24 protein-coding genes are annotated in these 20,851 nt (G+C 63.8%); 12 read left to right on the forward strand and 12 right to left on the reverse strand.

All coding sequences use genetic code 11. From position 1 onward, the window contains the following. The first annotated feature begins 76 nt into the window (after nt 1-76). Entirely contained in the window at nt 77-1,615 is a 1,539-nt protein-coding gene (gene purF, locus R2N16_RS19040; protein ID WP_316667516.1) for an amidophosphoribosyltransferase, read from the forward strand. A 69-nt stretch (nt 1,616-1,684) separates the two neighbouring features. Here purF and R2N16_RS19045 read toward each other — a convergent pair whose 3' ends face one another. The 3 genes from R2N16_RS19045 to R2N16_RS19055 all read right to left on the reverse strand — a co-directional run bounded on the left by R2N16_RS19045 (nt 1,685) and on the right by R2N16_RS19055 (nt 3,837). Continuing rightward, entirely contained in the window at nt 1,685-2,506 is an 822-nt protein-coding gene (locus tag R2N16_RS19045; RefSeq protein WP_316667518.1) for an ABC transporter permease, read from the reverse strand. Nucleotides 2,507-2,515: 9 nt separating this feature from the next. Further along, nucleotides 2,516-3,478 (reverse strand): nodulation factor ABC transporter ATP-binding protein NodI, encoded by a 963-nt coding sequence (nodI, locus tag R2N16_RS19050; protein WP_316667520.1) that lies wholly within the window; start codon nt 3,476-3,478, stop codon nt 2,516-2,518. 158 nt (nt 3,479-3,636) lie between these two features. Further along, nucleotides 3,637-3,837: a YMGG-like glycine zipper-containing protein gene (locus tag R2N16_RS19055; protein WP_004634401.1), complete on the reverse strand. Its 201-nt coding sequence runs from the start codon at nt 3,835-3,837 to the stop codon at nt 3,637-3,639. A 438-nt stretch (nt 3,838-4,275) separates the two neighbouring features. Between R2N16_RS19055 and R2N16_RS19060 the strand changes: the two genes are divergently transcribed. The 5 genes from R2N16_RS19060 to R2N16_RS19080 all read left to right on the forward strand — a co-directional run bounded on the left by R2N16_RS19060 (nt 4,276) and on the right by R2N16_RS19080 (nt 6,957). Continuing rightward, nucleotides 4,276-4,743: a phasin family protein gene (locus R2N16_RS19060; protein ID WP_316667748.1), complete on the forward strand. Its 468-nt coding sequence runs from the start codon at nt 4,276-4,278 to the stop codon at nt 4,741-4,743. A 301-nt stretch (nt 4,744-5,044) separates the two neighbouring features. Further along, on the forward strand, nt 5,045-5,284 hold the full coding sequence (locus R2N16_RS19065) for a hypothetical protein (protein ID WP_316667525.1): 240 nt from the start codon (nt 5,045-5,047) through the stop codon (nt 5,282-5,284). A gap of 146 nt (nt 5,285-5,430) precedes the next feature. Further along, the gene (locus R2N16_RS19070; protein WP_316667527.1) at nt 5,431-5,772 is read left to right on the forward strand and encodes a hypothetical protein; all 342 of its coding nucleotides are present in this window, start codon (nt 5,431-5,433) and stop codon (nt 5,770-5,772) included. 247 nt (nt 5,773-6,019) lie between these two features. After that, nucleotides 6,020-6,235 carry a hypothetical protein gene (locus tag R2N16_RS19075; protein WP_316667528.1) on the forward strand — a complete coding sequence of 72 codons (216 nt, stop codon included), beginning with the start codon at nt 6,020-6,022 and terminating at the stop codon, nt 6,233-6,235. Nucleotides 6,236-6,543: 308 nt separating this feature from the next. Further along, nucleotides 6,544-6,957, forward strand: a complete 414-nt coding sequence (locus R2N16_RS19080; protein WP_316667529.1) for a GlcG/HbpS family heme-binding protein — start codon at nt 6,544-6,546, stop codon at nt 6,955-6,957. A gap of 196 nt (nt 6,958-7,153) precedes the next feature. On the opposite strand, the gene hemP is transcribed toward R2N16_RS19080, so the two are convergent. From hemP to R2N16_RS19100, 4 genes are all read right to left on the reverse strand, one after another. Next, nucleotides 7,154-7,435 (reverse strand): hemin uptake protein HemP, encoded by a 282-nt coding sequence (gene hemP / locus R2N16_RS19085; protein WP_316667530.1) that lies wholly within the window; start codon nt 7,433-7,435, stop codon nt 7,154-7,156. Between the two features lie 244 nt (nt 7,436-7,679). Continuing rightward, nucleotides 7,680-8,090 (reverse strand): ExbD/TolR family protein, encoded by a 411-nt coding sequence (locus R2N16_RS19090; protein ID WP_024975369.1) that lies wholly within the window; start codon nt 8,088-8,090, stop codon nt 7,680-7,682. Between the two features lie 9 nt (nt 8,091-8,099). Then, nucleotides 8,100-8,828 (reverse strand): MotA/TolQ/ExbB proton channel family protein, encoded by a 729-nt coding sequence (locus tag R2N16_RS19095; protein ID WP_316667533.1) that lies wholly within the window; start codon nt 8,826-8,828, stop codon nt 8,100-8,102. A 48-nt stretch (nt 8,829-8,876) separates the two neighbouring features. Further along, the gene (locus tag R2N16_RS19100) at nt 8,877-9,533 is read right to left on the reverse strand and encodes an energy transducer TonB (RefSeq protein ID WP_316667535.1); all 657 of its coding nucleotides are present in this window, start codon (nt 9,531-9,533) and stop codon (nt 8,877-8,879) included. A 516-nt stretch (nt 9,534-10,049) separates the two neighbouring features. On the opposite strand from R2N16_RS19100, the gene R2N16_RS19105 reads away from it, so the two are divergent. From R2N16_RS19105 to R2N16_RS19130, 6 genes are all read left to right on the forward strand, one after another. Beyond that, nucleotides 10,050-12,371, forward strand: a complete 2,322-nt coding sequence (locus R2N16_RS19105) for an AAA family ATPase (protein ID WP_316667537.1) — start codon at nt 10,050-10,052, stop codon at nt 12,369-12,371. Nucleotides 12,372-12,445: 74 nt separating this feature from the next. Beyond that, the gene (locus R2N16_RS19110; protein ID WP_316667539.1) at nt 12,446-13,726 is read left to right on the forward strand and encodes a hypothetical protein; all 1,281 of its coding nucleotides are present in this window, start codon (nt 12,446-12,448) and stop codon (nt 13,724-13,726) included. Between the two features lie 45 nt (nt 13,727-13,771). Further along, nucleotides 13,772-14,788: a ubiquinone anaerobic biosynthesis protein UbiU gene (gene ubiU / locus R2N16_RS19115; RefSeq protein WP_316667541.1), complete on the forward strand. Its 1,017-nt coding sequence runs from the start codon at nt 13,772-13,774 to the stop codon at nt 14,786-14,788. Between the two features lie 10 nt (nt 14,789-14,798). After that, nucleotides 14,799-15,683, forward strand: coding sequence for a U32 family peptidase (locus tag R2N16_RS19120; RefSeq protein WP_316667543.1), 885 nt, complete (start codon nt 14,799-14,801; stop codon nt 15,681-15,683). Further along, entirely contained in the window at nt 15,680-16,105 is a 426-nt protein-coding gene (ubiT, locus tag R2N16_RS19125) for a ubiquinone anaerobic biosynthesis accessory factor UbiT (protein ID WP_316667545.1), read from the forward strand. The genes R2N16_RS19120 and ubiT overlap by 4 nt, the downstream gene beginning before the upstream one ends. A gap of 13 nt (nt 16,106-16,118) precedes the next feature. Beyond that, complete coding sequence (locus R2N16_RS19130; RefSeq protein ID WP_316667547.1) at nt 16,119-16,508, forward strand: putative zinc-binding protein; 390 nt, start codon at nt 16,119-16,121, stop codon at nt 16,506-16,508. Nucleotides 16,509-16,522: 14 nt separating this feature from the next. Here R2N16_RS19130 and R2N16_RS19135 read toward each other — a convergent pair whose 3' ends face one another. The 5 genes from R2N16_RS19135 to R2N16_RS19155 all read right to left on the reverse strand — a co-directional run bounded on the left by R2N16_RS19135 (nt 16,523) and on the right by R2N16_RS19155 (nt 20,596). Then, nucleotides 16,523-17,200 (reverse strand): Crp/Fnr family transcriptional regulator, encoded by a 678-nt coding sequence (locus R2N16_RS19135; RefSeq protein WP_316667549.1) that lies wholly within the window; start codon nt 17,198-17,200, stop codon nt 16,523-16,525. A gap of 6 nt (nt 17,201-17,206) precedes the next feature. Then, nucleotides 17,207-17,920 (reverse strand): anaerobic ribonucleoside-triphosphate reductase activating protein, encoded by a 714-nt coding sequence (locus R2N16_RS19140; protein ID WP_316667551.1) that lies wholly within the window; start codon nt 17,918-17,920, stop codon nt 17,207-17,209. Further along, nucleotides 17,883-18,059 (reverse strand): anaerobic ribonucleoside-triphosphate reductase, encoded by a 177-nt coding sequence (gene nrdD, locus R2N16_RS19145; protein ID WP_316667554.1) that lies wholly within the window; start codon nt 18,057-18,059, stop codon nt 17,883-17,885. Before nrdD ends, R2N16_RS19140 begins: the two co-directional genes overlap by 38 nt. Beyond that, nucleotides 18,056-20,119, reverse strand: a complete 2,064-nt coding sequence (locus R2N16_RS19150) for a ribonucleoside triphosphate reductase (RefSeq protein ID WP_316667555.1) — start codon at nt 20,117-20,119, stop codon at nt 18,056-18,058. Before R2N16_RS19150 ends, nrdD begins: the two co-directional genes overlap by 4 nt. Before the next feature lie 135 nt (nt 20,120-20,254). Continuing rightward, nucleotides 20,255-20,596: a DHCW motif cupin fold protein gene (locus R2N16_RS19155; protein WP_316667557.1), complete on the reverse strand. Its 342-nt coding sequence runs from the start codon at nt 20,594-20,596 to the stop codon at nt 20,255-20,257. Nucleotides 20,597-20,851 lie beyond the last annotated feature (255 nt).

The following is a 20,851-nucleotide window of genomic DNA, read 5'->3' on the forward strand; positions in this document are numbered from 1 at the left end:
TAGGCGATCCGGGAAGCTTTTTCGGCGCCCGCAACGGGTGTGGGCGCCACCAAATACGTTCTCGCTGGAGTTCGACATGTGCGGTATCGTTGGGGTGGTCTCAGCCACGCCCGTCAATCAGCTGATCTACGACAGCCTGTTGCTCCTGCAACACCGGGGGCAAGACGCGGCCGGTATTGCCACCGCGTCAGGCAGCACTTTCCACATGCACAAGGCCAACGGCATGGTGCGTGATGTGTTCCGCACGCGCAATATGCGTGGCCTGCCAGGTACCAGCGGCATCGGCCAAGTGCGTTATCCGACGGCTGGCTCCTCTAGCGAGGAAGAAGCCCAACCGTTCTACGTCAACGCGCCGTTCGGCATCGTTCTGGCACACAACGGCAACCTGACGAACTCCGATCAGCTGCGCGAAGAGATGTTCCGGCGCGACCGCCGCCACATCAACACGCAGTCCGATTCCGAAGTGCTGCTCAATGTGCTGGCCGACGAGCTTCAACGCGCCAGTAACGACATTCCGCTGAATCGCGATTCCATCTTCACCGCGGTGGAAGGTCTGCATCGCCGCGTGCGTGGTTCGTATGCCATCGCTGCCGAGATTTCGGGCTACGGCGTGCTGGCCGTGCGCGACCCGTTCGGCATCCGCCCGCTCGCACTGGGCAGCCAGGAAACGCCGGAAGGCGGCATCGAATATATGGTCGCCTCGGAATCGGTGGCGCTGGAAGGTATCGGCTTCAAGTTCGAGCGCGATGTGGCCCCTGGCGAAGCCATTTTTATCGACCTCGACGGCAAGCTGCACACCAAGCAATGCGCCGCGAACCCGGTGCTTTCGCCGTGCATTTTCGAATACGTGTACCTCGCCCGTCCGGACTCGCGCATGGACGGTGTGTCGGTGTACGACGCACGCCTTCGCATGGGCGATTACCTGGCCGAGAAGATCAAGCGCGAGGTTACCGACACGATCGACGTGGTGATGCCGATTCCGGATTCGTCGCGTCCCGCTGCCATGCAAGTGGCCAACCGCCTGGGCGTGCCGTATCGCGAAGGCTTCTTCAAGAACCGCTACGTGGGCCGCACCTTCATCATGCCGGGTCAGGCGGTGCGCAAGAAATCCGTGCGTCAGAAGCTCAACGCCATGGCGATCGAGTTCAAGGACAAGAACGTGCTGATCGTCGACGACTCCATCGTGCGCGGCACGACGTCCTCGGAGATCGTGCAGATGGCACGCGATGCCGGTGCAAAGAAGGTGATCTTCGCTTCAGCCGCGCCGCCGGTGAAGTTCCCGAACGTGTACGGTATCGACATGCCGACGCGCGGCGAACTGGTGGCGTATGGCCGCACGCATGAAGAGATTGCCAAGATCATCGGTGCAGACCAGCTTGTGTACCAGGACGTGGAAGACATGAAGCGCGCCGTGCGCGACGTCAATCCCGCACTGACGGATTTCGATGCGTCATGCTTTGACGGCAAGTACGTGACGGGCGACATTGACGAGGCGTACCTCGATCGCCTTGAGGCCGCGCGCAACAGCTCGGCCGCCAAGGCCGATCGTGAGAACGCGCAGAACGACGATCCGCGCACGCAACTGCATCTGCAGCGCTCCGCCGTGAACGAGTAATTCTCGAACGCAGCAACAAAAAAGCCCGTCATCGTGACGGGCTTTTTTGTTGGGCGTTGGGATCGCGCCTTACTTGAGCATGCGACGGCGCAGCAGCCACAGGCATAGCAGCAGCGCGGCAACGGCGTACAGCAGCAGCACGCCGAGGTGCAGCAGGATGTTGTCGGGCGTGCGGCCCAGCATCAGCGGGCGGATCAGATCCACCGCGTGCGGCAATGGCAGGACGCTCGTCGCCGCGCGCACGGGCGCCGGCAATTGCGACAGTGGGAAGAACACGCCCGAGAGCAGCATCATCGGCGTGATCACCAGCGTCTGGTAGAACATGAAGAAGTCGTAGTTGGGCGCAAGCGCCGTCATGTTCATCGCCAGGCAGGCAAAGGTGAAACCGGTCAGCACGATGACGGGCAGGGCCAGCAGCGCTTGCGGCATTGACGCATAGCCGAGCGCGCCTGCGACCAGCATGATCGCCAGGCCCGAGAGCACCGACTTGCTGGCGGCCCAGATCAGCTCACCGAGGACCACGTCGCCCAGGCTGAGCGGCGCGTAAAGAATCGCCTCCCACGTACGTTGCACATGCATGCGCGAGAAAGCGGAGTACATCGCTTCGAAGCTCGCCGACATCATCGTGCTGGACGCCACCGTGCCGGCCGCCAGGAACGCGATGTACGACACGCCGTCGACGCGCCCGACCAGCAGGCCCAGGCCAAGCCCGAGCCCGAACAGGTAGATCATCGGGTCGGCCAGGTTGCCGGCCATCGACGGAATCGCCAGCTTGCGCCACACCATGAAGTTGCGCAGCCAGACGTACTGCCAGTTCCGGAAGTTGAGCGGCAGCAGCGGCTGCGGAAAGGCCTGTTGCTGCATTGGAGGGCGTGCGGTTTCAGTGGACATTGAGGTCTCTCAGTCGCGCATTTCGCGGCCGGTCAGGCGCAGGAACACATCTTCCAGATTGGCCGGGCGGTGCAGGTAGCGCAGGCCGGGCATGGTGTGCGTTTCTGCCTGCGTGCGCAGCGCCGCCACCAGCGGTTGCGGATCGCGTGCATAGCAGAAGAGCGTCTCGCCGCTGATTTCCACGCGGTCGGCCAGGGGCGCGAGCAATGTGCGCAGGGCGTTGAGGTCGTCACCGTAGACCTCGACCACGTCGCAGCCGATTTCGCGCGCGATGAGTTCTTGCGGCTTGCCTTGCGCGATCTTGCGGCCGTTGTCGATCACACACAGTTCATCGCACAGGCGCTCGGCTTCTTCCATGAAATGCGTGGTCAGCAGGATGGTCTTGCCGGCAGCGAGCAATGAACGCAGGCGCTCCCAGATCAGGTGTCGCGCTTGCGGGTCGAGCCCCGTGGTGGGCTCGTCCATCACGAGGATGTCGGGATCGTTGATCAGTGCGCGCGCGACCGTCAGCCGCCGCTTCATGCCGCCTGAGAGGGCGCGTACAGGGGCATCGGCTTTTTGTTCGAGCCGCGCGAACTCCAGCAGGGTAGGAATGCGCTTGCGAATGGTCGCGGACGACAGGCCAAAGTAGCGCCCGAAGATGCGCAGGTTTTCAGAGACGGAGAAATCAGGATCGAGATTGTCGAACTGCGGCACCACGCCCACGCGCATGCGCGCACGGTGCGCGGCTTCGGGGACGGGCTCGTCGCACAGTCTCAGGGTGCCTGCATCGGGCATCGTCATGCCGAGCAGCATGCGCAGCGTGGTGGTCTTGCCGGCGCCGTTGGGACCGAGCAGTCCAAAGCATTGGCCGCGCCGAACGCTGAAGCTCAGGTTGTCGACAACAGTCTGGTCGCCGTAACGTTTGCGCAGGCCTTCGACGCTCAAGATCGGTGTGCTGCCCACGCCAAAACCTTCTTGCTCGTATCGCACATTGCCTCCGTTGCAAAACGCCGATTATGCGCCGGCATCCGCATATGCGTATGAGGGGAATGTGCAATGGTATGGCGCCGCTCTCAGGCAATAAAAAGGGCCAGGCGACAGGCCTGGCCCCAGCTTGCAGCGCGCGCAGCAGATGCACGCGTGGCGGGTTACTTGGTGACGGCGTTACCAACCACGCCACCCAGTGCCGCACCACCCAGCGTGGCGCCCGGACCGCCCCAGATGGCCGCCCCGGCGACACCACCTGCGGCTGCGCCTAGCGCGGTATTGCGCTGCTTTGGCGTCATGTCCGCGCATCCGCTGACGGATGCCAATGCGGCCGCCAGAATCAAGGATACGAAGGCACGCATAACAAACTCCTTTTGTCGTTTGTGTACCTCCATTCAAGATCATGCGCGCCGGTAGGTGCAGGTCACGTTGCCTGAAAGGCGTGTCAGCCGATTCCCACACCTTCAGCGCGGCTTCTGTGGGCAAAGTTCCCGCGGGTCATCAGGCTTTGGCAGGCTTTTGCTGGCGCTCGTACTTGAACTCCGGGAGTGCCTTGATGGCGTCTTTGGTGGCGCCAGGCGGCGATCCGGGCAGCGGCGAGACGTTTCATCGTCACTCCGTGGTCTGGTGAGGGAAGCGTTTCACGCTAACGCGCACATGGCAGGCGCCGCAGGGCGAGGGTGTCCGAAACGCCTGTCGGGCAAACGGGTGATGTCACGGACATCGACATCGCGCACGGCTACACTGAAACGCCGGCACCTGCTGGGCGTATTCACCGATCTCACGAGGGAGTAACCGACATGATGACTCTGGAGCAACTCGGCGTTCTGCAACGATCGCAGCTCGAAACCTGGATGGCTGTTACTGAAGAGGCGGTGAGCGGCGTCAACCGACTGATCGGGCTCAACCTGCAGGCCCTCAAGGCCGGTCTTGGCGAGACGGAGCACTGCCTGCACGACGCCGCCGGCGCGCAGGACGCAGGCGAATGGTGGAACGCACAAGCGCGCTATCTGCAACCGGCCGGCGAACGCGTCTCCGGCTATACACGCAACTTCGTCGAAATTGGCGTCGAGACGCAGAATGGGATTGCGCGCGCCTTGCAGCGCCACGGTGACGAAGTGCGCCGTCAATGGGGTTTCGTCGCGGAAAACCTGGCAGACGCCGCGCCCCCTGGCGCCGAGGCGGCGGTGAATTTCTTCAAGGCGTCGGTGGGCCTGGAAGTGGCCGCTGCAGAGGCGGCCGAGGATGCCGCGCGAGCCGAATCCTGACCCCAAGTGACGTGGCCGCCAAGGACGGCACTGCACGCTGAGGTTCCTCTATACGGGTGAGACGCGTCGGCGTGGGCCGACAGTCATTTCGGTACAGTCCTACAAAACGGCGCGGGCGGAGGTCGACATTCCGCCCGTGCGCGTGTTTCTACACTTCCTACATGCCTATCAACATGTGGGAGGTTGTCATGTCCTATCTCGTTGCGTGGCTCTTGGGTGTTCCCGCGCTTGTGTTGCTGGTGATCTGGCTCTTCGTGCATTGACACGGGGCCGGGCCTATCCAATACGAACCGGAGGACACATGACTTTCCGAGACGACTGCACAATCGAGGTATCTGCCTATGAACTCTCGCCGCAAGCGTGGCGCGCGGAAGTCAGCATCCTGCGCGTCAGCAACGGTGAGACCCTGTTAGCCCGTACGACCGTGCGGGAATCGGCGAACACCTATCCGAGCGCTGCCAGCGCGCTGGAAGCCGCACGCGCATATGCCGAAGCGATGATCGCCTCCGGCGAGTTCGACTGCAGCCCGGCACTGGACTGATGGCGGCGGTCCTTGCGGACGATGTGGCGTTACGTTCTGTTACCAATTCGCGAGCGCCGTATCACCTGTGTCAGCGGCCCTGAATACAATACAAATACCGTATTTCGCGCCGGCTACGGATTCGCCCGGCGCTCAAGCTGCAGGTGATGAAAATGGTTCGACGCAATGTGCTGTGGATTGCAGGTGCAGCCGCACTGGCAGTGCTGGCTGTGCCGCAGATGGCGTCGGCGCACGTGAGCGTCGGCATCGGGTTTGGCGTGCCCGTGGCGCCTGTGTATGTGGCGCCCGCTCCGGTGTATTACCCGCCGCCGCCCCCGGTCTACTACGCACCGCCGCCCCCGCCGCCCCCGGCGTATTACGCCCCGGCGCCCGTGTATTACGGCCCGCCCGCCTACGGTCCGGCACCGGTTGTGGTGGGCGCTGGCTGGTACCGCTGGGGCCCGCGTTATCGCTGGTACGACGGCCGTCACTGGGGCCACTGGCGTTAAGCGGCACACCCGCCAAGAGAAAGGCTCCTCCGGGAGCCTTTTTTCTTTGCCGGCACATGCACGCGCGGCACGGCATCTGCGTCGACCTAGATGACGGTAGGCGCGCAGCCACCACCGTGGCAAAGCAGCGCGGTGCAGAACTGGCGGCTCGCCTAACCGGTCGATCTGACGTCCGCTCGAACGACGCGGACACGTGTGCCTCAGCGGTGCACGTCATGTTCGCAGTGTCATGACCGAAGGAGTCCTCATGCAAATCACCACGCAACGTTTTGCAACGCGCACCCTGGTTGCAGCCGCAGGCGGCTTGGCCCTGGCGCTGAGCGCGGCGGTCGCACACGCCGGCTCGATCGATCCGTATCAGCCCACCCACAAGGTGAGCCGCGCTGATCCCTATACCGACGGCGCCAAGGTAAGCCGTGCTGATCCCTACACCGATGGCGCCTGTACCGATCGTCAGCCGTAAAGGGACAATGGCAGAGCCGCTGCCGCATCGCAACATCAAGCCCGGGCGATACCCGGGCTTTTTCTTTGCGCATCTTTCTGACGGACGCCGCGTGTTAACGTTGGCCCGCAAGGGACGCCGGAAACGCTGGCGGACGGCGCAGGCGACACCATACTCAACGATACTGAAACGCAGGAATGTATCGGCTCTTTTGCCTCATTGGTACGGGATCATGCTGTGGAAGTGATCGATGCCGATGGCATACTTTTGCCTGATACGGGCTCTACGCAGCCCTTGCGCCTTTGCATTACAACCCCAAGGAGAACGTCATGAAAACGAAACCGTGCCTGTGCCAGGACGATGTCACCAAGATCCTGGACGCTGCCGAGAAAGAAGCGCGCGCGCACCAATGGAACGTGACGATCGCCGTGGTGGACGATGGCGGCCATCTGATGGGCCTGCGCCGCATGGACGGCTGCGCCACCATATCGGCGTACATTGCCCCGGAAAAGGCGCGTACGGCAGCGCTGGGCCGTCGCGAGTCGAAGGTCTACGAAGACATCATCAACAACGGTCGCATCTCGTTCCTGTCGGCGCCGCATCTGCAGGGCATGCTTGAAGGCGGCGTGCCGGTGATGGTGGAAGGCGTGTGTGCCGGAGCGGTAGGTGTGTCGGGCGTGAAGTCGACTGAAGATGTCGTGATCGCCAAGGCGGGTATTGCGGCGGTGCACGTGATCTGCTGATACGCAATCACGAAAGAAAGAATCAAAGGGAAGGGCGCGGCGGAGGTCGCGCCCTTTTTCTTTGGGCGCCCGGTAGAGGAAAAAAATGGCTTGGCCGGCGGTCGTCTGCCAGCCCGAAATCACGATCGCGACGGCTGGCTATGGCCGAATGTTTCCTGAGAGAGACGTCCCACAAAAGTCGGGGCGTGTCGCGGTGCTACTTGGTCAGAATCAGCTTGCCGAAGCGCGTTACGCGCAGCGTGTAGAGCGCGCCGTTGTGGCGAATGGTCACGGCGTTCTGACCGGCAAAGAGTTGTTGGGAGGTCATCACTCGCGTGTTGCCGAGGGAGGCGGGCGCACCGTGAGCGGCGTCAGGTGCTGCCGATGCAGAGGACGTTGCGGGCACGGCATCCAGGCCGGCGGGGTGCTTGCGGGCCACGATGACGTGGCGACGGCGGGTCACGGTACGTCCGGCGTCTTGGTGTTCGGCAGCATTCATGGCGATGTCCTGACGGGCAAGAAAGGTAGCGGAAGGCGTTGGCTGGCAAGGTGCTCCCAGCGAATCCGGCTAGATTAAATGAGAATCGTTATCATTACAAGCGTGAGCTGACGATGGGCTGATCCGGCCTGAAAAGCAAAACCGGGCGCGTGGCCCGGTTGCGTGGAGGTACTGTGCGTCAGTTGCCCTGGCGCGACGAACCCCGTACGAGACGGGGTGCCGGGGCAACGTGGCGTATGCCGCGTTAGTGCTGGGGCTCCGTGACAAAGCCGATGCGCGAAAGGCCGCCGCGCTGGATGGAAGCCATCACCTGCGCCACTCGCTCGTAGCGCACGTTGCGGTCAGCGCGCAGGTGCATTTCGGGTTGCGGCTGCTGCTGCGCGGCCTGGGCGATGTCGGCTTGCAGCGTGGCCTCGTCAACCGGCTGGTTGTTCCAGAACACCTGGCCGTCTGCGTTGATTTCGACATTCACGCTTTGCGGCTTGGCATCGTCGGGCTTGTTGGACGCGCGCGGCAGGTCGATCTTCACCGCGTGATTGATCACTGGAATGGTGATGATGAAGATGATCAGCAGCACCAGCATGACGTCGACCAGCGGCGTCATGTTGATCTCGCTCATGACCTCGTCATCGCTGTCGAAAGATCCGAAAGACATGGCTGCTCCTTACTGCTGCTTGACCGCAGTCAGGCGCACGCCGGCGTCGTCACGCGAGGTGCCCGGGCGCAGGCGCGCGCCGGTCACGAAGTAGGCGTGCAGGTCGTGCGCGAAGCGGTTGAGCTTGGCGATGATGGCCTTGTTGCCGCGGGTGAGCGCGTTGTAGCCGAGCACCGCCGGAATGGCCACGGCCAGACCGAAGGCCGTCATGATGAGCGATTCACCCACGGGGCCGGCGACCTTGTCGATGGTTGGCACGCCCACGGCGCCGATCCCCAGCAGAGCGTGATAAATGCCCCACACCGTGCCGAACAGGCCGACGAACGGCGCAGTCGAGCCGACGGAAGCCAGCACGGCCAGGCCCGATTGCATCTGGCCAACGGCCTCGTCGATGGCGCTCTTGAGCGAGCGCGTGATCCAGTCGGAGATGTCCATCACATCATGCAGTTGCGGCTGGCTGGCGCGGTGGTGCTGCGCGGCTTCGCGGCCGGTTTGCGCGAGCGTGTGGAACGGGTTGTCCTTGGGCGAGCCCAGCGTCTGCATGGCGTGATCGAAATCATCCGAGTGCCAGAAACGCTTTTCAGCGCCTTGCGCCATCGATTTCAGACGCACGATGTCCCACGCCTTGGTGAAGATGACAATCCACGAGGCGAGCGACATGATGAGCAGCAGAATCGCCGTGGCGCGGGTGACGATATCGCCTTGTGTCCAGAGGTGGGAAAGACCGAGTTCCTGCATGATGAATGTCCTGAATTGAGCGAGAGGCTAAGCGAGAAGCGGAATCGACTAATTATCGAGCTTGAAGACGAACGGCTTGCTGGCCACCACGGGCACGGCGTGGCCGTTCTGCTTGTAGGGGCTGCACTTGATGGCACGCGCGGCATCGGTGGCGGCGCGGTCCAGGCGCGGCGAGCCGGAGGACGACGTGACCGCCACGTTGGTGACTTCACCGGCGGTGCCGATGGAGATCTTGACCATCGCGCGGCCTTCCTCGCCCATCTTCTGCGACATGCTGGGATAGACGAGCGGCGGATCGCTGCACTGGATGTCATTGATGCCGACGCTGATCGGGCCGGACGAAACCGGTGCCGGCGCGGGCGCAGCTTCCGGAGCCGGTGCCGGCGGCGTGGGCGGTGCAGCGGGCACCACGGGGGCGTTGTCCGACGGCGGCAGCGTGGGTGTCGGCATCGGCGTAGGCTTGGGCTGCGCGACCGGCTTGACGATGTTGACGGGCTTGGGTGTCTCTTGCTTGACCGGCTGCTGCTTAGGCGGCTCCGGTTGCTTGATCGGCTCAGGCGCGGCCGGAATGATGTGCGCCTGGATTTCCAGCGGTTCTTCGACAGTCGGGCGCGGGGCGATCAGGCCGAGCTGAATCAGCATCAGCACGCCCGCGTGCAGCAACAGCACGACCACCAGAATCTTGAGAGTACGAGGGTGAATCATCAACGACCGGGAATCGAAAGCAGAAAAAAGGAATGCGATGCGATGGTGGTGGGATGAACAACGAAAGCGGCGCAGCGTCAGCGCTTGCCGAAGACGATCAGTGAAACCCCAATGCTGATGAGCAGACTCAGGAGCAATTCCATGGCGCCTAGCGTTGAAGCCAGCGGGGTCGCCGCCAGCGTGACAGGTATTGTAGGCCCGCAACTGCAACAGTGTTGCGACAACCGAACACGGTTTGCGTTCAGCCTATTGTGTCGATAGGCAAAGTATAAACGATAATGATTCCTATTTGCGAACAAATTCCCGCTCTTTCGTGGGGTGAGGCTCACGTCCAGACGGCTGATGGCGAGAAACTGCCTGTGCAGGCGGTTGGCCATTCAAGGCGCCGCGGGCTCGCAACTTGCATAGACACGGGTCCACCCGGGGTACGCTGTGTGTGCAAACGCGCTAGGATGAAAATCATTCAAACACGGTGACCGGCCGGCCAACCGTGAAACGGGGAAGAAGGGGGCGACCATGGATGAAGCCAACCTCAACATGGACGACGCTGACGACGATGGCACGTTCGTCCCCACGGGCGGCAGGCAACCGCAGGCGCTGCTGTTGTCCTCGCTCGATTCCATGTGCGCGCAATTTGCGCTGCGCACGGTCTGCGCGATGGGCCTGCGCTTTAACCTGCGCACCAATATCAATGACATCCTCACCGTGTGCGCGCCGGAGTTGATCTGGCCCGTCACGGTCATCCAGCGCTTGCAGCGCTTTCTGTCTGCACGCTGCGCCGACATGCCGGGCTGGCGCGCCGTCGGCAAGCTCGACCTGCCCACCTTCATGGACCGCCACGGCCAGTGGAGCAGCGCGTTCGATGAGGGCTCGCTGTTCTACTACCTTGACGAGTACGTCAAGCATCACGCCAAGGACATGTTCACCGTATTCGGTGCGTCGTGCGAAGCGCTGGGCGAGCGGCTCTCCAGCGAGCGCGTCCTGCTGGTCGGCAACATCGACATGCTGGCCCGCGTGCTGGGCCTGCCGTCGCATGAACGTGCGCTGCTGCTGTTTGCGTCCCTGGTGAAATACAAGCGCGACCTGCGCGCGGTGATGGTCGACTGCAAAGTCGCGCACAGCCAGGAAGCGTTCCAGTTGCTCGCCAGCTTGGCGGGGGCCAGCACGGCCGAAGTCGCTGCGTCATTGCGGCCCGGTTCGCGGCTGGAAACGCTGGGGCTGATCGAGCCGCCGCTGCCCGAGAACAGCGTCACCGACCTGGGCGACCTGATGCGTATCTCGGACCGCCTGCTGCACGTGCTGCTGGGCGACTACGCCAGCGAGGCGGACATGATGGCCGTCTTCACGCGCCCCGCGCCGCCGACCACACTGTCGCAGTCCGACTACCCGCATGTGGAAACCGATGCGCGCTACCTGACGGCGTTGTTGGAGAATGCCTCGCAGCAGCGCGCGGCGGGCGTGAACATCCTGCTGTATGGCGCGCCTGGCACCGGCAAGACAGAACTGGCCCGCGTGCTGGCGCGCGACGCCGGTTGCGAGCTGTACGAGGTGGATTGCCTCGATAAGGACGGCAACAGCCTCACAGGCAAGGACCGCTATCGCTCGCTGCAGGTGTCGCAAGCGTTCCTGCGCGGACGGCCCGGCGCAGTGCTGCTGTTCGACGAAGTGGAGGATGTATTCCCCGGCCCAACGCGCGAGCTGATGAGCCTCTTTGGCCACGATGAACCGCGCGGCTCCGTCAACGGCAAGGCGTGGGTGAACCAGACGCTGGAGCAGAACCCCGTGCCGGTGATCTGGGTGTCGAATTCCATCCGCCAGATCGACCCGGCGTACCTGCGCCGCTTCCAGTTCCACCTTGAGTTGAAGGTGCCGCCGCCGACGGTGCGCGAGAGCATCATCCGCAAGCATCTGGAAGGGCTGGAGGTGTCTGACGCGTTCATGGCCAAGCTGGCGGCACGCAAGACGCTCACACCTGCGCAGATCGATTCAGCCGCACGATTTGCCCGCCTGACGCAGCCGGCAATGGAAGAACCCGCCGAATCGCTGATCGAGCGTCAGCTCGACCACGCGGATCAGGCGATGGGCCTGCGCCCGGACGTGCAGGCGCACCGCGTCGTGACCGAATACAAGCTGGACTATCTGAACCTGGAAACACGATTTTCCGTCGAGCGGATCATTGAGGCGCTGCGCGCGCGGCGACGCGGCACGTTGTGCTTCTATGGGCCGCCGGGCACGGGCAAGACGGTGCTGGCAGAGCACATCGCAGCGCAACTCGACATGCCGTTGATGATTCGCCGTGCGTCGGACTTGATGAGCAAGTACGTCGGCGAAACCGAGCAGCAGATTGCGGCGATGTTCTCGCGCGCCGAAGAGGAGCGCGCGCTGCTCTTGCTCGACGAGGCGGACAGCTTCATGCAGAGCCGACAGGGCGCGGTGCGCAATTACGAAGTGTCGGAAGTCAACGAGATGCTGCAGGGCATGGAGCGCTTTGACGGCATCTTCATCTGCACGACCAATTTGTTTGATCGGATTGACGAGGCGGCGCTGCGGCGGTTTGCGTTCAAGATCTGCTTCAAGCCGCTGGTACGGGCCCAGCGCGAGCAGATGTTCATTGCCGAGGCGCTTGGGGGAAAGGCCGAGGCGCTCAAGCCTGTGTGGCGCGAAATGTTGGCGTCGCTCGACATGCTGACGCCTGGCGACTTTGCAGTGGTCAAGCAACAGTCTGTGTTGCTGGGCGAGACGCTTGACCCGGAGGCCTTCCTCGCGCAACTGCGGCAGGAGCATTCCATCAAGCCGGAACTGCGCGAGCGCCGCTCCATTGGATTCACATCGCGCTGACGCTTAACGCACATCAAGCGCATGCAGGCGCGTCTGCTCTAACGTGGTCGGCTGGATAGATCTGCAGCCGACCGATGCCTACCGCACCCACGCTGTTCTACGAACGCATGCCGCCCGCCGGCGTGGTGTTCGGCTGCCTGCTGCCGGTGCCGTGGGTGGGCGCGGTGGCAGGTCTTCTGCTGGCGCTGGGGCCGTCTGCGGATTTGCCCGACCGTTTCGCACCGTTGTCGCTCGCGCTGGTTCACGCCTTGGCCGTTGGCATGCTATTGCCCGCGATGCTCGGTGCGTTATTTCAACTGCTTCCGGTCGTGGCCGGTGTGCCGGTGCGCGGTGCGAAATGGGTGTCGCCGTGGGTGGCGCTGTCGTGCGTGGCAACGGCATCTGCACTGGCAACGGGCTTTCTGGGCGCGGGGCATCGTGCGTTCGCGCTGGCTGCAGGGGTGGGGGCGCCGCTGCTGGCGGTGCCCGCTGCGCTGATCCTTCTTGCTGGCATGCGGGTGGCGCAGACGCACAGCACACACGCGACGGTGCGAACACTGCGCCGCGTCGGCTGGGCCTTGTTGGCGACGCTGGCAAGCGGGGCAACGCTTGCCGCGGCGTTGGCGAGCGGAGGGTTTGCGCCATCATCCGTGCTGCTCAACCTGCATGTTGGCTGGGGCGTCGGCGGCTGGCTGGCAACGTTGATCGCGGGCGTGGCGTCGACGGTGTTGCCGATGTTCTGGCAGACGCGGCGTCTACCAGAGCCCTGGCATCGCTTGATGCCGTGGTGGCTGTGGGCACCGCTGCTCGTTGGCAGTGTATGCAGCGGCGTGGGCGGCGCGGTGCTTTGGCAGACATGGGGGTGGCTCGCCCTGGCAGCGCTGGCGATGGTGGGCGTGGGTGCAGCGTGCAGCGCGCGTCGTCGGCACGATCCGGGCTGGCGGTTGTGGCTGGCCGCTGCCGTAGCCTGGCTGATGTTGGCCGTGCTCGGGTTGACGGCATCGTGGCTGCCGGCAGACTGGCCCATCGGATGGGAAATGGGCGTGCTGGCCCTCGTGGGCGGCGGCGTGCTGCCTGTCAACGCGATGCTCGGCAAGATCATCCCGTTCATGATCTGGATGCACTTGCGCAGGCGGGTGCCGCGGCATGTGCGGCTGCCGGCCATGCAAACGTTGATCGGCGAGCGGCAACAGCATTGGCATGCACGGCTGCTGCTGTTCGTGTTGCTGGCGTTGTTGCTGGTGCCGTTGCAGCCCGAATGGATGAAGGTGATCGCCGGTATGCTGTTCGCGCTGTCGCACATGTGGCTGGGTGCGATGCTGTGCCGTGCCCTGCTGACGTTTCGCCGCGTCTCGCGAGCGTTTGCGCCCGATTGACGGAACGCAAAACCCTATTGGCGGACAAGTCGCAGACTGGCCGCCATGACACAGAACGCTTCCCCCATTGAACTCGTGGCGCCTGCCGGCAGCCTGGCCGCACTCAAGGCAGCCGTGGAGGCCGGTGCCGATACCGTCTACCTCGGCTTGAAGAACGCGACCAACGCGCGCAACTTTGCCGGCCTGAACTTTACCGAGAGCGACATCCGCGCAGGTGTCGAGTTTGCGCATCGGAAAGGGCGCCAGGTGCTATTTGCCATCAACACGTTCCCGCAGCCTGGCCGCGGCATCGAATGGCGCATGGCCGTCGATGCGGCCTACATGCTGGGCGCCGATGCCGTGATCCTGGCCGACCCGGGGTTGATGGCCTACGCGCGCGACCGGTATCCGAACCTTCGGCTGCATCTATCCGTGCAGGGTTCGGCCACGCATGCGGACGCCATCGAGCTGATGCGCGAGCAGTTCGGCATCCACCGCGCAGTGCTGCCGCGTGTGCTGACCTTGACCGAAGTCGAACGCGTCATCCGGCAGACCTCGGTGCAGATCGAGGTGTTCGGCTTTGGCAGCTTGTGCGTGATGGCTGAGGGGCGCTGCCTGTTGTCGTCGTATGCCACGGGCGATTCGCCCAACAACAAGGGCGTGTGTTCGCCCGCGCACGCGGTGCGCTGGGTTGAGCGCGACGGCAGCCTGGATGCACGCCTGAACAACATCATGATCGACCAATACGCACCGGGCGAGCCGGCTGGGTATCCGACGCTGTGCAAGGGGCGCTTCCTTGTCGACGGGGAGGTCGACCACGTGCTGGAAGAGCCCACGAGCCTCAACGCGCTGAGCCTGTTGCCCAGGCTGCTCGCCATGGGAGTCTCGGCGATCAAGATCGAGGGGCGCCAGCGCAGTCCGGCTTATGTGGCGCAGGTGGTGGCCACGCTGCGGGCCGCGTTGGATGCTGCACAGGCGGACCCGGCGCGCTTCTCCGTCAAGCCCGATTGGCAGGCCGCACTCGTGCGCCACGCTGAAGGCGCGCACGTCACGCAAGGCGCGTTCGATCGGCCCTGGAAATAGAAGGCACATCATGTCTTACGAAATTTCGCTTGGACCGCTGCTGTATTACTGGCCGCGGCTCCAGACGTTCGATTTTTACGCAGAAGTCGCCGCCAGCCCTGTCGACATCGTCTACGTGGGCGAGACAGTGTGCAGCCGCCGCCACGAATTGCGGGCCGACGACTGGCTCGATATCGCGGCCATGCTGCGCGAGGCCGGCAAATCGGTTGTGCTGTCGACACGCACGCTCATCGAAACCAGCGCCGAGGCGCAGGCATTGCGTAAGCAATGTCAGCAGGACGCCTGGATGGTCGAAGCCGGCGAGCTTGGCGCCGTGCGCTTACTGAGTGGCCGGCCATTCGTTGCGGGGCCGCATTGCAATGCGTATCACGGCGCGACGCTGGCATGGCTGGCCGGGTTGGGCGCGGTGCGTGCGGTCCTGCCGCTCGAGATGAGCCAGGCCACACTGGCAGATCTGATGCGCGAGAAGCCTGCCGAGATGGCAATCGAAGCGATGGTGTGGGGGCGCTTGCCGCTGGCATTTTCTGCACGCTGCTTTACGGCGCGGCACTTTCGCCTCAACAAGGACGACTGCGGCTTCCGCTGCATTGAGCATCCCGATGGCCTGGCGGTGCGCACGCGTGAAGGGCAGGAGTTTCTCGCCATCAACGGCATCCAGACGCAATCAGGGCAATGCCTGGACATTCTGGATCAAGCACCCGCGTTGTCTGCTCTGGGCGTCAAGGTGCTGCGTGTCAGCCCGCAATCGCGCGGTACGCTGGAGGCCGTGGCGGCGCTGGATGCCCTGCGTCTTGGCCTGCCAGTGCGGGAGGTGCAGCCGCCGCAAGGCATTGCACGCTGCAATGGCTACTGGCACGGGCAGGCCGGCATTGAATGGCTGGAGGCGCCGCAATGACGCGCTTGCGCCCACCTGAAGTGTTCGTTCGCATGGCACGCAGCCTACCGGTGCCGCTGACGTCGTTTCCCTTTGTGATGGGGCTCGATCTGGCCCGCCGCCTGTCTTGGTTGACGCCGCCCCCGGAGTTGGAAGGGCGGCGCTTTGCCATCACCGTGGAGGACCTCGGCCTGCGCGCCTGCTTTTGCTGCCGCGGCGGAGCGTTCCATACGCTTTCCGCTTCAAGCCCCGAACCCGAACTGGAGTTGCGTGCCGGCGTGGGCGATTTCGTTGCGCTCATTCGCGGCACGGCCGATGCGGACACGCTGTTCTTCCAGCGCCGCCTCAAGATTGCGGGCGACACGGAGCTTGGGCTGATCGTCAAGAATTGGCTCGATGCGGCAGCGCGCCCGGCGTGGCTTGCGCGCTGGCAATCGCGGTAGCGAGAGGGGCGCCATGTCATCACGTACGTTGCCGCTCGTCTATGCATGCTCGGGTTGTTCGAGCGTGGCGCAAGCGGCAAACCGCCTGGCTGTCGATCTGGACCGTGCGGGCAGGGCAGAGATGTCCTGCATCAGCGGTGTCGGCGGTGGGGTGCGTGCGCTCGTCAAGACGGCACGCAGCGGGCGGCCCATTCTCGCGCTCGACGGTTGCGCGCTGGCGTGCGTGAAGGCCTGCCTGGCAACGGCGGGCGTGGCGCCGGACATTCACCTCGTGCTCAACCAGTTCGGCGCCAGGAAGCGCTATCACGCCGATTGCAGTGACGATGAATTGCGTGCCGCCGCCGCGCTGGTGGACGATGCCGTCAACGTGCTCCAGCATCGGCTCGATATTGCGCTTGATTGACCTGCGGTCTGCTTTTATCCAGCGATGAGCTGACGCTGCAACGCCGTGGTGTTCGGGATCACGACCTCGCGGCCTTCCACACGGATCAAGCCGTCGCGAATCAACTGCCGCAGCGTGCGGGAAAGCGTGGCCGGTGCCAGCCCCAACTTGGATGCGACCAGACTCTTGCTGCATGGAAACCGCGTGCGATCAAACTTGCGCGGCAGCGAGAGCAGATACCCGATCAGCCGTTCATTGGCGCTTTGCAGGTTCACGGTTTCGATGTCGCACATCAGCGTGTGCAGGCGCGCGGACAGGCCCGCGAGCATTTGCCGCGCCAGGCGCGGATGCACGTGCAGGGCATCATCGATGGCGCGCTTGTCGATCCACACCAGCAGGCTGTCTTCCATGGCTTGCGCGTCTGCGGCGTAGGGGCGGTTCAGGAACATGAAAGGCTCACCAAAGCATTCGCCAGGTCCGAAGAACTCGATGACCTTGCATTGGCCGTGCGCGCCTGGCAATACGAGTTTGATGGCGCCGACCACCACGACATAGAAGCCATCTGCGCGCTCGCCGCGGTGAAACGCGAAGTCATGCCGCGACACGCGCACTGCGTGGCTGTCGCGCATGAGCACGGCCATGTCATCGTCGTCGAAGTCCTGGAACAGCGGGCTGTGCTTGAGCAGATCGCCCACATTGAGGCTGTCGTGCATGGTGTGTCACCGGCAACAGAAAGAAGAAAAGCAGGCGGCCAATGCGCGCTGGGTGCCCTCGCTGGGCAGCGTGATGGCCGGGGTTCCGGGGGCACTTCGGTAGGCTTGTAGTGCGTAGTGTTTCACGCCGCGCTGGCTGAGGTTTTGCGCCAGCGCAAGGAGCTGTGGTTCCGGCAGCCAATCGGGGTGCCACGTGGTGCGGCACTCGAATGCGGCGCCGCTTTGCAGCAGAAGATCCAGGCACGCGTCGACCGGCGCGGCGCTGCCGCGGCGGCCCGTGAGCGCGTCGTAGCGCGGTGCGCTGGTCTTGATGTCGAGCCCCACCCAGTCCACCAGCGGCAGCACGTCGGCCAGGCGCGCCGGATAGATGCCGCCGGTGTGCAGGCCAATCTTGTAGCCGAGGGCGTGCACGTCGCGCATCAGCTGCGGCAGGTGCGGCTCGCTCAGCGGTTCACCGCCGGAAAAGACGACCGCATCGAGCAGGCCCGCGCGGCGCTGCAGAAACGCGAAGACATCATCCCAATCCAGCGTGCGTGCCCGCGTCTGCAAGTGCGGGTTGTGGCAGTAATGACAGCGCCATGGGCAGCCGGCCACGAACACCACTGCCGCAAGCTGCCCAGGCCAGTCGACGCTGGAGAACGGTGCCAGGCCGCCGATGGCCGGCGGCGGGCAGTGCGGCGGCTCAGCGGGCGCGGTCTTCAACAAAGAAGCGGCGTTCACGGAATTCCCCTTGCTTGCCGATGTTGAACGAGCTGACGGGCCGGTGATAGCCCATCACGCGGGTCCAGACTTCGCAGCGCGTGCGCTGGCTGTCGTCGAGTGCAACGGTGAGGTTGGCGGTTTGTGCAACGGTGCTCATACGGAGGCTCCTTCGTGATGGAGGTGGGTGGAAGAACCTGGAACGCCCGCCGCTGTGCAGTCGCACTTGGTGTGAGGCTGCTGGGCCAGCAGTTCGGCATCGCATTTCGGACAGAACGCGTGATGGCCAGACAGATAGCCGTGCTTCGGGCAGATCGAAAACGTCGGGGTGATGGTGATGTACGGCAGGCGGAAGTTCGCCAGCGCCCGGCGCACGAGTTCCTTGCACGCCTGCGGCGATGAGATCGCTTCGTTCATATAGAGGTGCAGCACCGTGCCGCCCGTGTACTTGCTCTGCAGCGCTTCCTGGCGCGCCAGTGCTTCGAACGGGTCATCGGTGTAGCCCACGGGCAACTGGCTGGAGTTGGTGTAATACGGCTGCTCGGTCGTGCCGGCTTGCAGGATGCCTGGCCAGCGCTTGCGGTCTTCGCGGGCGAAGCGGTAGGTCGTGCCCTCTGCGGGCGTGGCTTCGAGGTTGTACAGGTGCCCCGTCGCTTCCTGGAATTCCGTCATGCGCTGGCGCACGTGGTCGAGAAGGCGTACCGCCATGGCGTGGCCGAATGGTGTGGTGATGTCATCGGCATCGCGCGTGAAGTTGCGCACCATCTCGTTGATGCCGTTCACGCCCAGCGTACTGAAGTGGTTGCGCAGCGTGCCCAGGTAGCGGCGCGTGTACGGATACAGCCCCCGGTCGATCAGCCGCTGCACGAACTTGCGCTTTACCTCCAGCACGTCGCGGCCGAGGGCGAGAAGCGTGTCGAGCCGCGCCAGCAGCGCCGCTTCGTCGCCGGCGTGGAGATAGCCCAGCCGTGCGCAGTTGATGGTCACCACACCAATGGACCCTGTCTGCTCTGCCGACCCGAACAACCCGTTGCCGCGCTTGAGCAGCTCGCGCAGGTCCAGCTGCAGTCGGCAGCACATCGAGCGCACCATGTGCGGCTCCAGATCGGAGTTGAGGAAGTTCTGGAAGTAGGGCAACCCGTAGCGCGCCGTCATCTCGAACAGCAGCGTGGTGTTCGGGTGTTCCCAATCGAAATCGGGCGTGATGTTGTAGGTGGGAATCGGGAACGTGAACGCGCGACCCTTCGCATCGCCGGCCATCATGACCTCGATGTACGCGCGGTTGATCATGTCCATCTCGGGCTGGAGATCGCCGTAGGTGAAGGGCATCTCTTCGCCGCCGATGTACGGAATCTGTTCGCGCAGGTCGGCTGGGCAAGTCCAGTCGAACGTGAGGTTGGTGAACGGCGTTTGCGTACCCCAGCGGCTGGGCACGTTCAGGTTGTAGATCAGCTCCTGCATGGATTGCTTTACCGCCGCATACGACATCCCGTCGCGGCGGATGAACGGCGCCATGTACGTATCGAACGAGCTGAACGCCTGCGCGCCGGCCCACTCGTTTTGCAGCGTGCCGAGAAAGTTGACGATCTGCCCGATGGCTGCGGACATATGCCGCGGCGGCGTGGCTTCCACCTTGCCCGGCACGCCGTTGAAGCCTTCCGTCAGCAACTGCCGCAACGACCAGCCTGCACAGTAGCCCGAGAGCATGTCGAGATCGTGGATGTGGAGGTCGCCTTCGCGGTGCGCCGCACCGGCTTCGGGGCTGTAGACGTGCGAGAGCCAGTAGTTGGCCGTGACCTTGCCCGCCACGTTCAGGATCAGCCCGCCCAGGCTGTAGCCCTGATTGGCGTTGGCATTGACACGCCAGTCGCGCTGCTCAAGGTACTCGTCCATCGTGCTCTCGACGTCGACCAGCGTGTGCTTGAGCGAACGCAGCCGGGCGTGCTGCTCGCGGTAGACGATGTAGGCACGCGCGGTGCGCCAATAGCCGGCGTTCACCAGTACCTCTTCCACGCAGTTCTGGATGATTTCGATATCAGGGCAGGGAAGCGGGGCGAGATGTCCGAGCACGCCCGCGGTCAGGCGCTGCGCCTCGACGGTGTCGAATTCGCCGATGGCCTGGCCGGCTGCGGCGATGGCCTGGCGGATCTTCTGCGCATCAAACGGTGCCAATGAACCGTCGCGCTTGGTGACTTGCCTGCTGACCTGTGTGCTCGTCATGGGGTACTCCATCTAGTGGTATGGAGTCAGACTAGCACTACATATTGTGGTCAATGAGCCTGAATGACCTGGATTTTTGAATCGCTTGACCCCGGTCAACCGGTTCGTGTGTGACGCGGAAAGTGCGTGTCACTGTCAGTCGACGATGAACAGCCGGGCGCCATTCTTGGTGTACGACTGATGGGCTTCAGCATCGTCGCCCACCTGATAGCTCATCCCGGGCGTGAGCGTGAACTTGCGGCCGTCTTCCAGCGTGGTTTCCAGCTCGCCATCCAGGCAGAACAGGATGTGGCCCTTCTTGCACCAGTGGTCAGCCAGGTAGCCGGGCGTGTACTCGACCATGCGCACGCGGATGCGGTTCGACGCGTCGCCAAAGTAGCGGGTGCGCCAGATCGCCATGCCGGTCTCGCCAGTGTGTTCGGTCGGTTCAACGGCGGACCAGTCGGTCGTGCCAAAGGCGAAGGGTGCCATTTTCATCGCGGGCTCCGGTGGGTGACGTAAGTCCACGATGGTATCAGCGGCTTACGTGGTGCAAGCGTCGCATTTCATGTGCTTTAAACGGCGCTTGTTGGTACGCCCCGACGGCATTGCGTGCGGCTCAATAATCCGCCGCGCGCCGGCCGATTCCACTGCCCATGCGGCATCGCAGCAGAGCGCCAGAGGCGCCATATCAATGTATGCAGAAATTGCATGGTGCTATGCAACATCGACATAACGATCGCCATGCGCTTC

It is taken from the genome of Ralstonia psammae (assembly GCF_958405935.1).
In the GTDB taxonomy this organism is placed as follows: Bacteria; Pseudomonadota; Gammaproteobacteria; order Burkholderiales; family Burkholderiaceae; genus Ralstonia; species Ralstonia psammae.

Coding starts and splice junctions, on each gene's coding strand:
- R2N16_RS19120 (WP_316667543.1), top strand. CDS start 14,799: ATGTCTTACGAAATTTCGCTTGGACCGCTGCTGTATTACTGGCCGCGG.
- R2N16_RS19075 (WP_316667528.1), top strand. CDS start 6,020: ATGCAAATCACCACGCAACGTTTTGCAACGCGCACCCTGGTTGCAGCC.
- R2N16_RS19070 (WP_316667527.1), top strand. CDS start 5,431: ATGAAAATGGTTCGACGCAATGTGCTGTGGATTGCAGGTGCAGCCGCA.
- R2N16_RS19150 (WP_316667555.1), bottom strand. CDS start 20,119: ATGACGAGCACACAGGTCAGCAGGCAAGTCACCAAGCGCGACGGTTCA.
- nrdD (WP_316667554.1), bottom strand. CDS start 18,059: ATGAGCACCGTTGCACAAACCGCCAACCTCACCGTTGCACTCGACGAC.
- ubiT (WP_316667545.1), top strand. CDS start 15,680: ATGACGCGCTTGCGCCCACCTGAAGTGTTCGTTCGCATGGCACGCAGC.
- hemP (WP_316667530.1), bottom strand. CDS start 7,435: ATGAATGCTGCCGAACACCAAGACGCCGGACGTACCGTGACCCGCCGT.
- R2N16_RS19100 (WP_316667535.1), bottom strand. CDS start 9,533: ATGATTCACCCTCGTACTCTCAAGATTCTGGTGGTCGTGCTGTTGCTG.
- R2N16_RS19060 (WP_316667748.1), top strand. CDS start 4,276: ATGATGACTCTGGAGCAACTCGGCGTTCTGCAACGATCGCAGCTCGAA.
- R2N16_RS19155 (WP_316667557.1), bottom strand. CDS start 20,596: ATGAAAATGGCACCCTTCGCCTTTGGCACGACCGACTGGTCCGCCGTT.
- R2N16_RS19110 (WP_316667539.1), top strand. CDS start 12,446: ATGCCTACCGCACCCACGCTGTTCTACGAACGCATGCCGCCCGCCGGC.
- ubiU (WP_316667541.1), top strand. CDS start 13,772: ATGACACAGAACGCTTCCCCCATTGAACTCGTGGCGCCTGCCGGCAGC.
- R2N16_RS19080 (WP_316667529.1), top strand. CDS start 6,544: ATGAAAACGAAACCGTGCCTGTGCCAGGACGATGTCACCAAGATCCTG.
- R2N16_RS19090 (WP_024975369.1), bottom strand. CDS start 8,090: ATGTCTTTCGGATCTTTCGACAGCGATGACGAGGTCATGAGCGAGATC.
- R2N16_RS19105 (WP_316667537.1), top strand. CDS start 10,050: ATGGATGAAGCCAACCTCAACATGGACGACGCTGACGACGATGGCACG.
- R2N16_RS19130 (WP_316667547.1), top strand. CDS start 16,119: ATGTCATCACGTACGTTGCCGCTCGTCTATGCATGCTCGGGTTGTTCG.
- R2N16_RS19095 (WP_316667533.1), bottom strand. CDS start 8,828: ATGCAGGAACTCGGTCTTTCCCACCTCTGGACACAAGGCGATATCGTC.
- R2N16_RS19045 (WP_316667518.1), bottom strand. CDS start 2,506: ATGTCCACTGAAACCGCACGCCCTCCAATGCAGCAACAGGCCTTTCCG.
- R2N16_RS19065 (WP_316667525.1), top strand. CDS start 5,045: ATGACTTTCCGAGACGACTGCACAATCGAGGTATCTGCCTATGAACTC.
- purF (WP_316667516.1), top strand. CDS start 77: ATGTGCGGTATCGTTGGGGTGGTCTCAGCCACGCCCGTCAATCAGCTG.
- R2N16_RS19135 (WP_316667549.1), bottom strand. CDS start 17,200: ATGCACGACAGCCTCAATGTGGGCGATCTGCTCAAGCACAGCCCGCTG.
- R2N16_RS19055 (WP_004634401.1), bottom strand. CDS start 3,837: ATGCGTGCCTTCGTATCCTTGATTCTGGCGGCCGCATTGGCATCCGTC.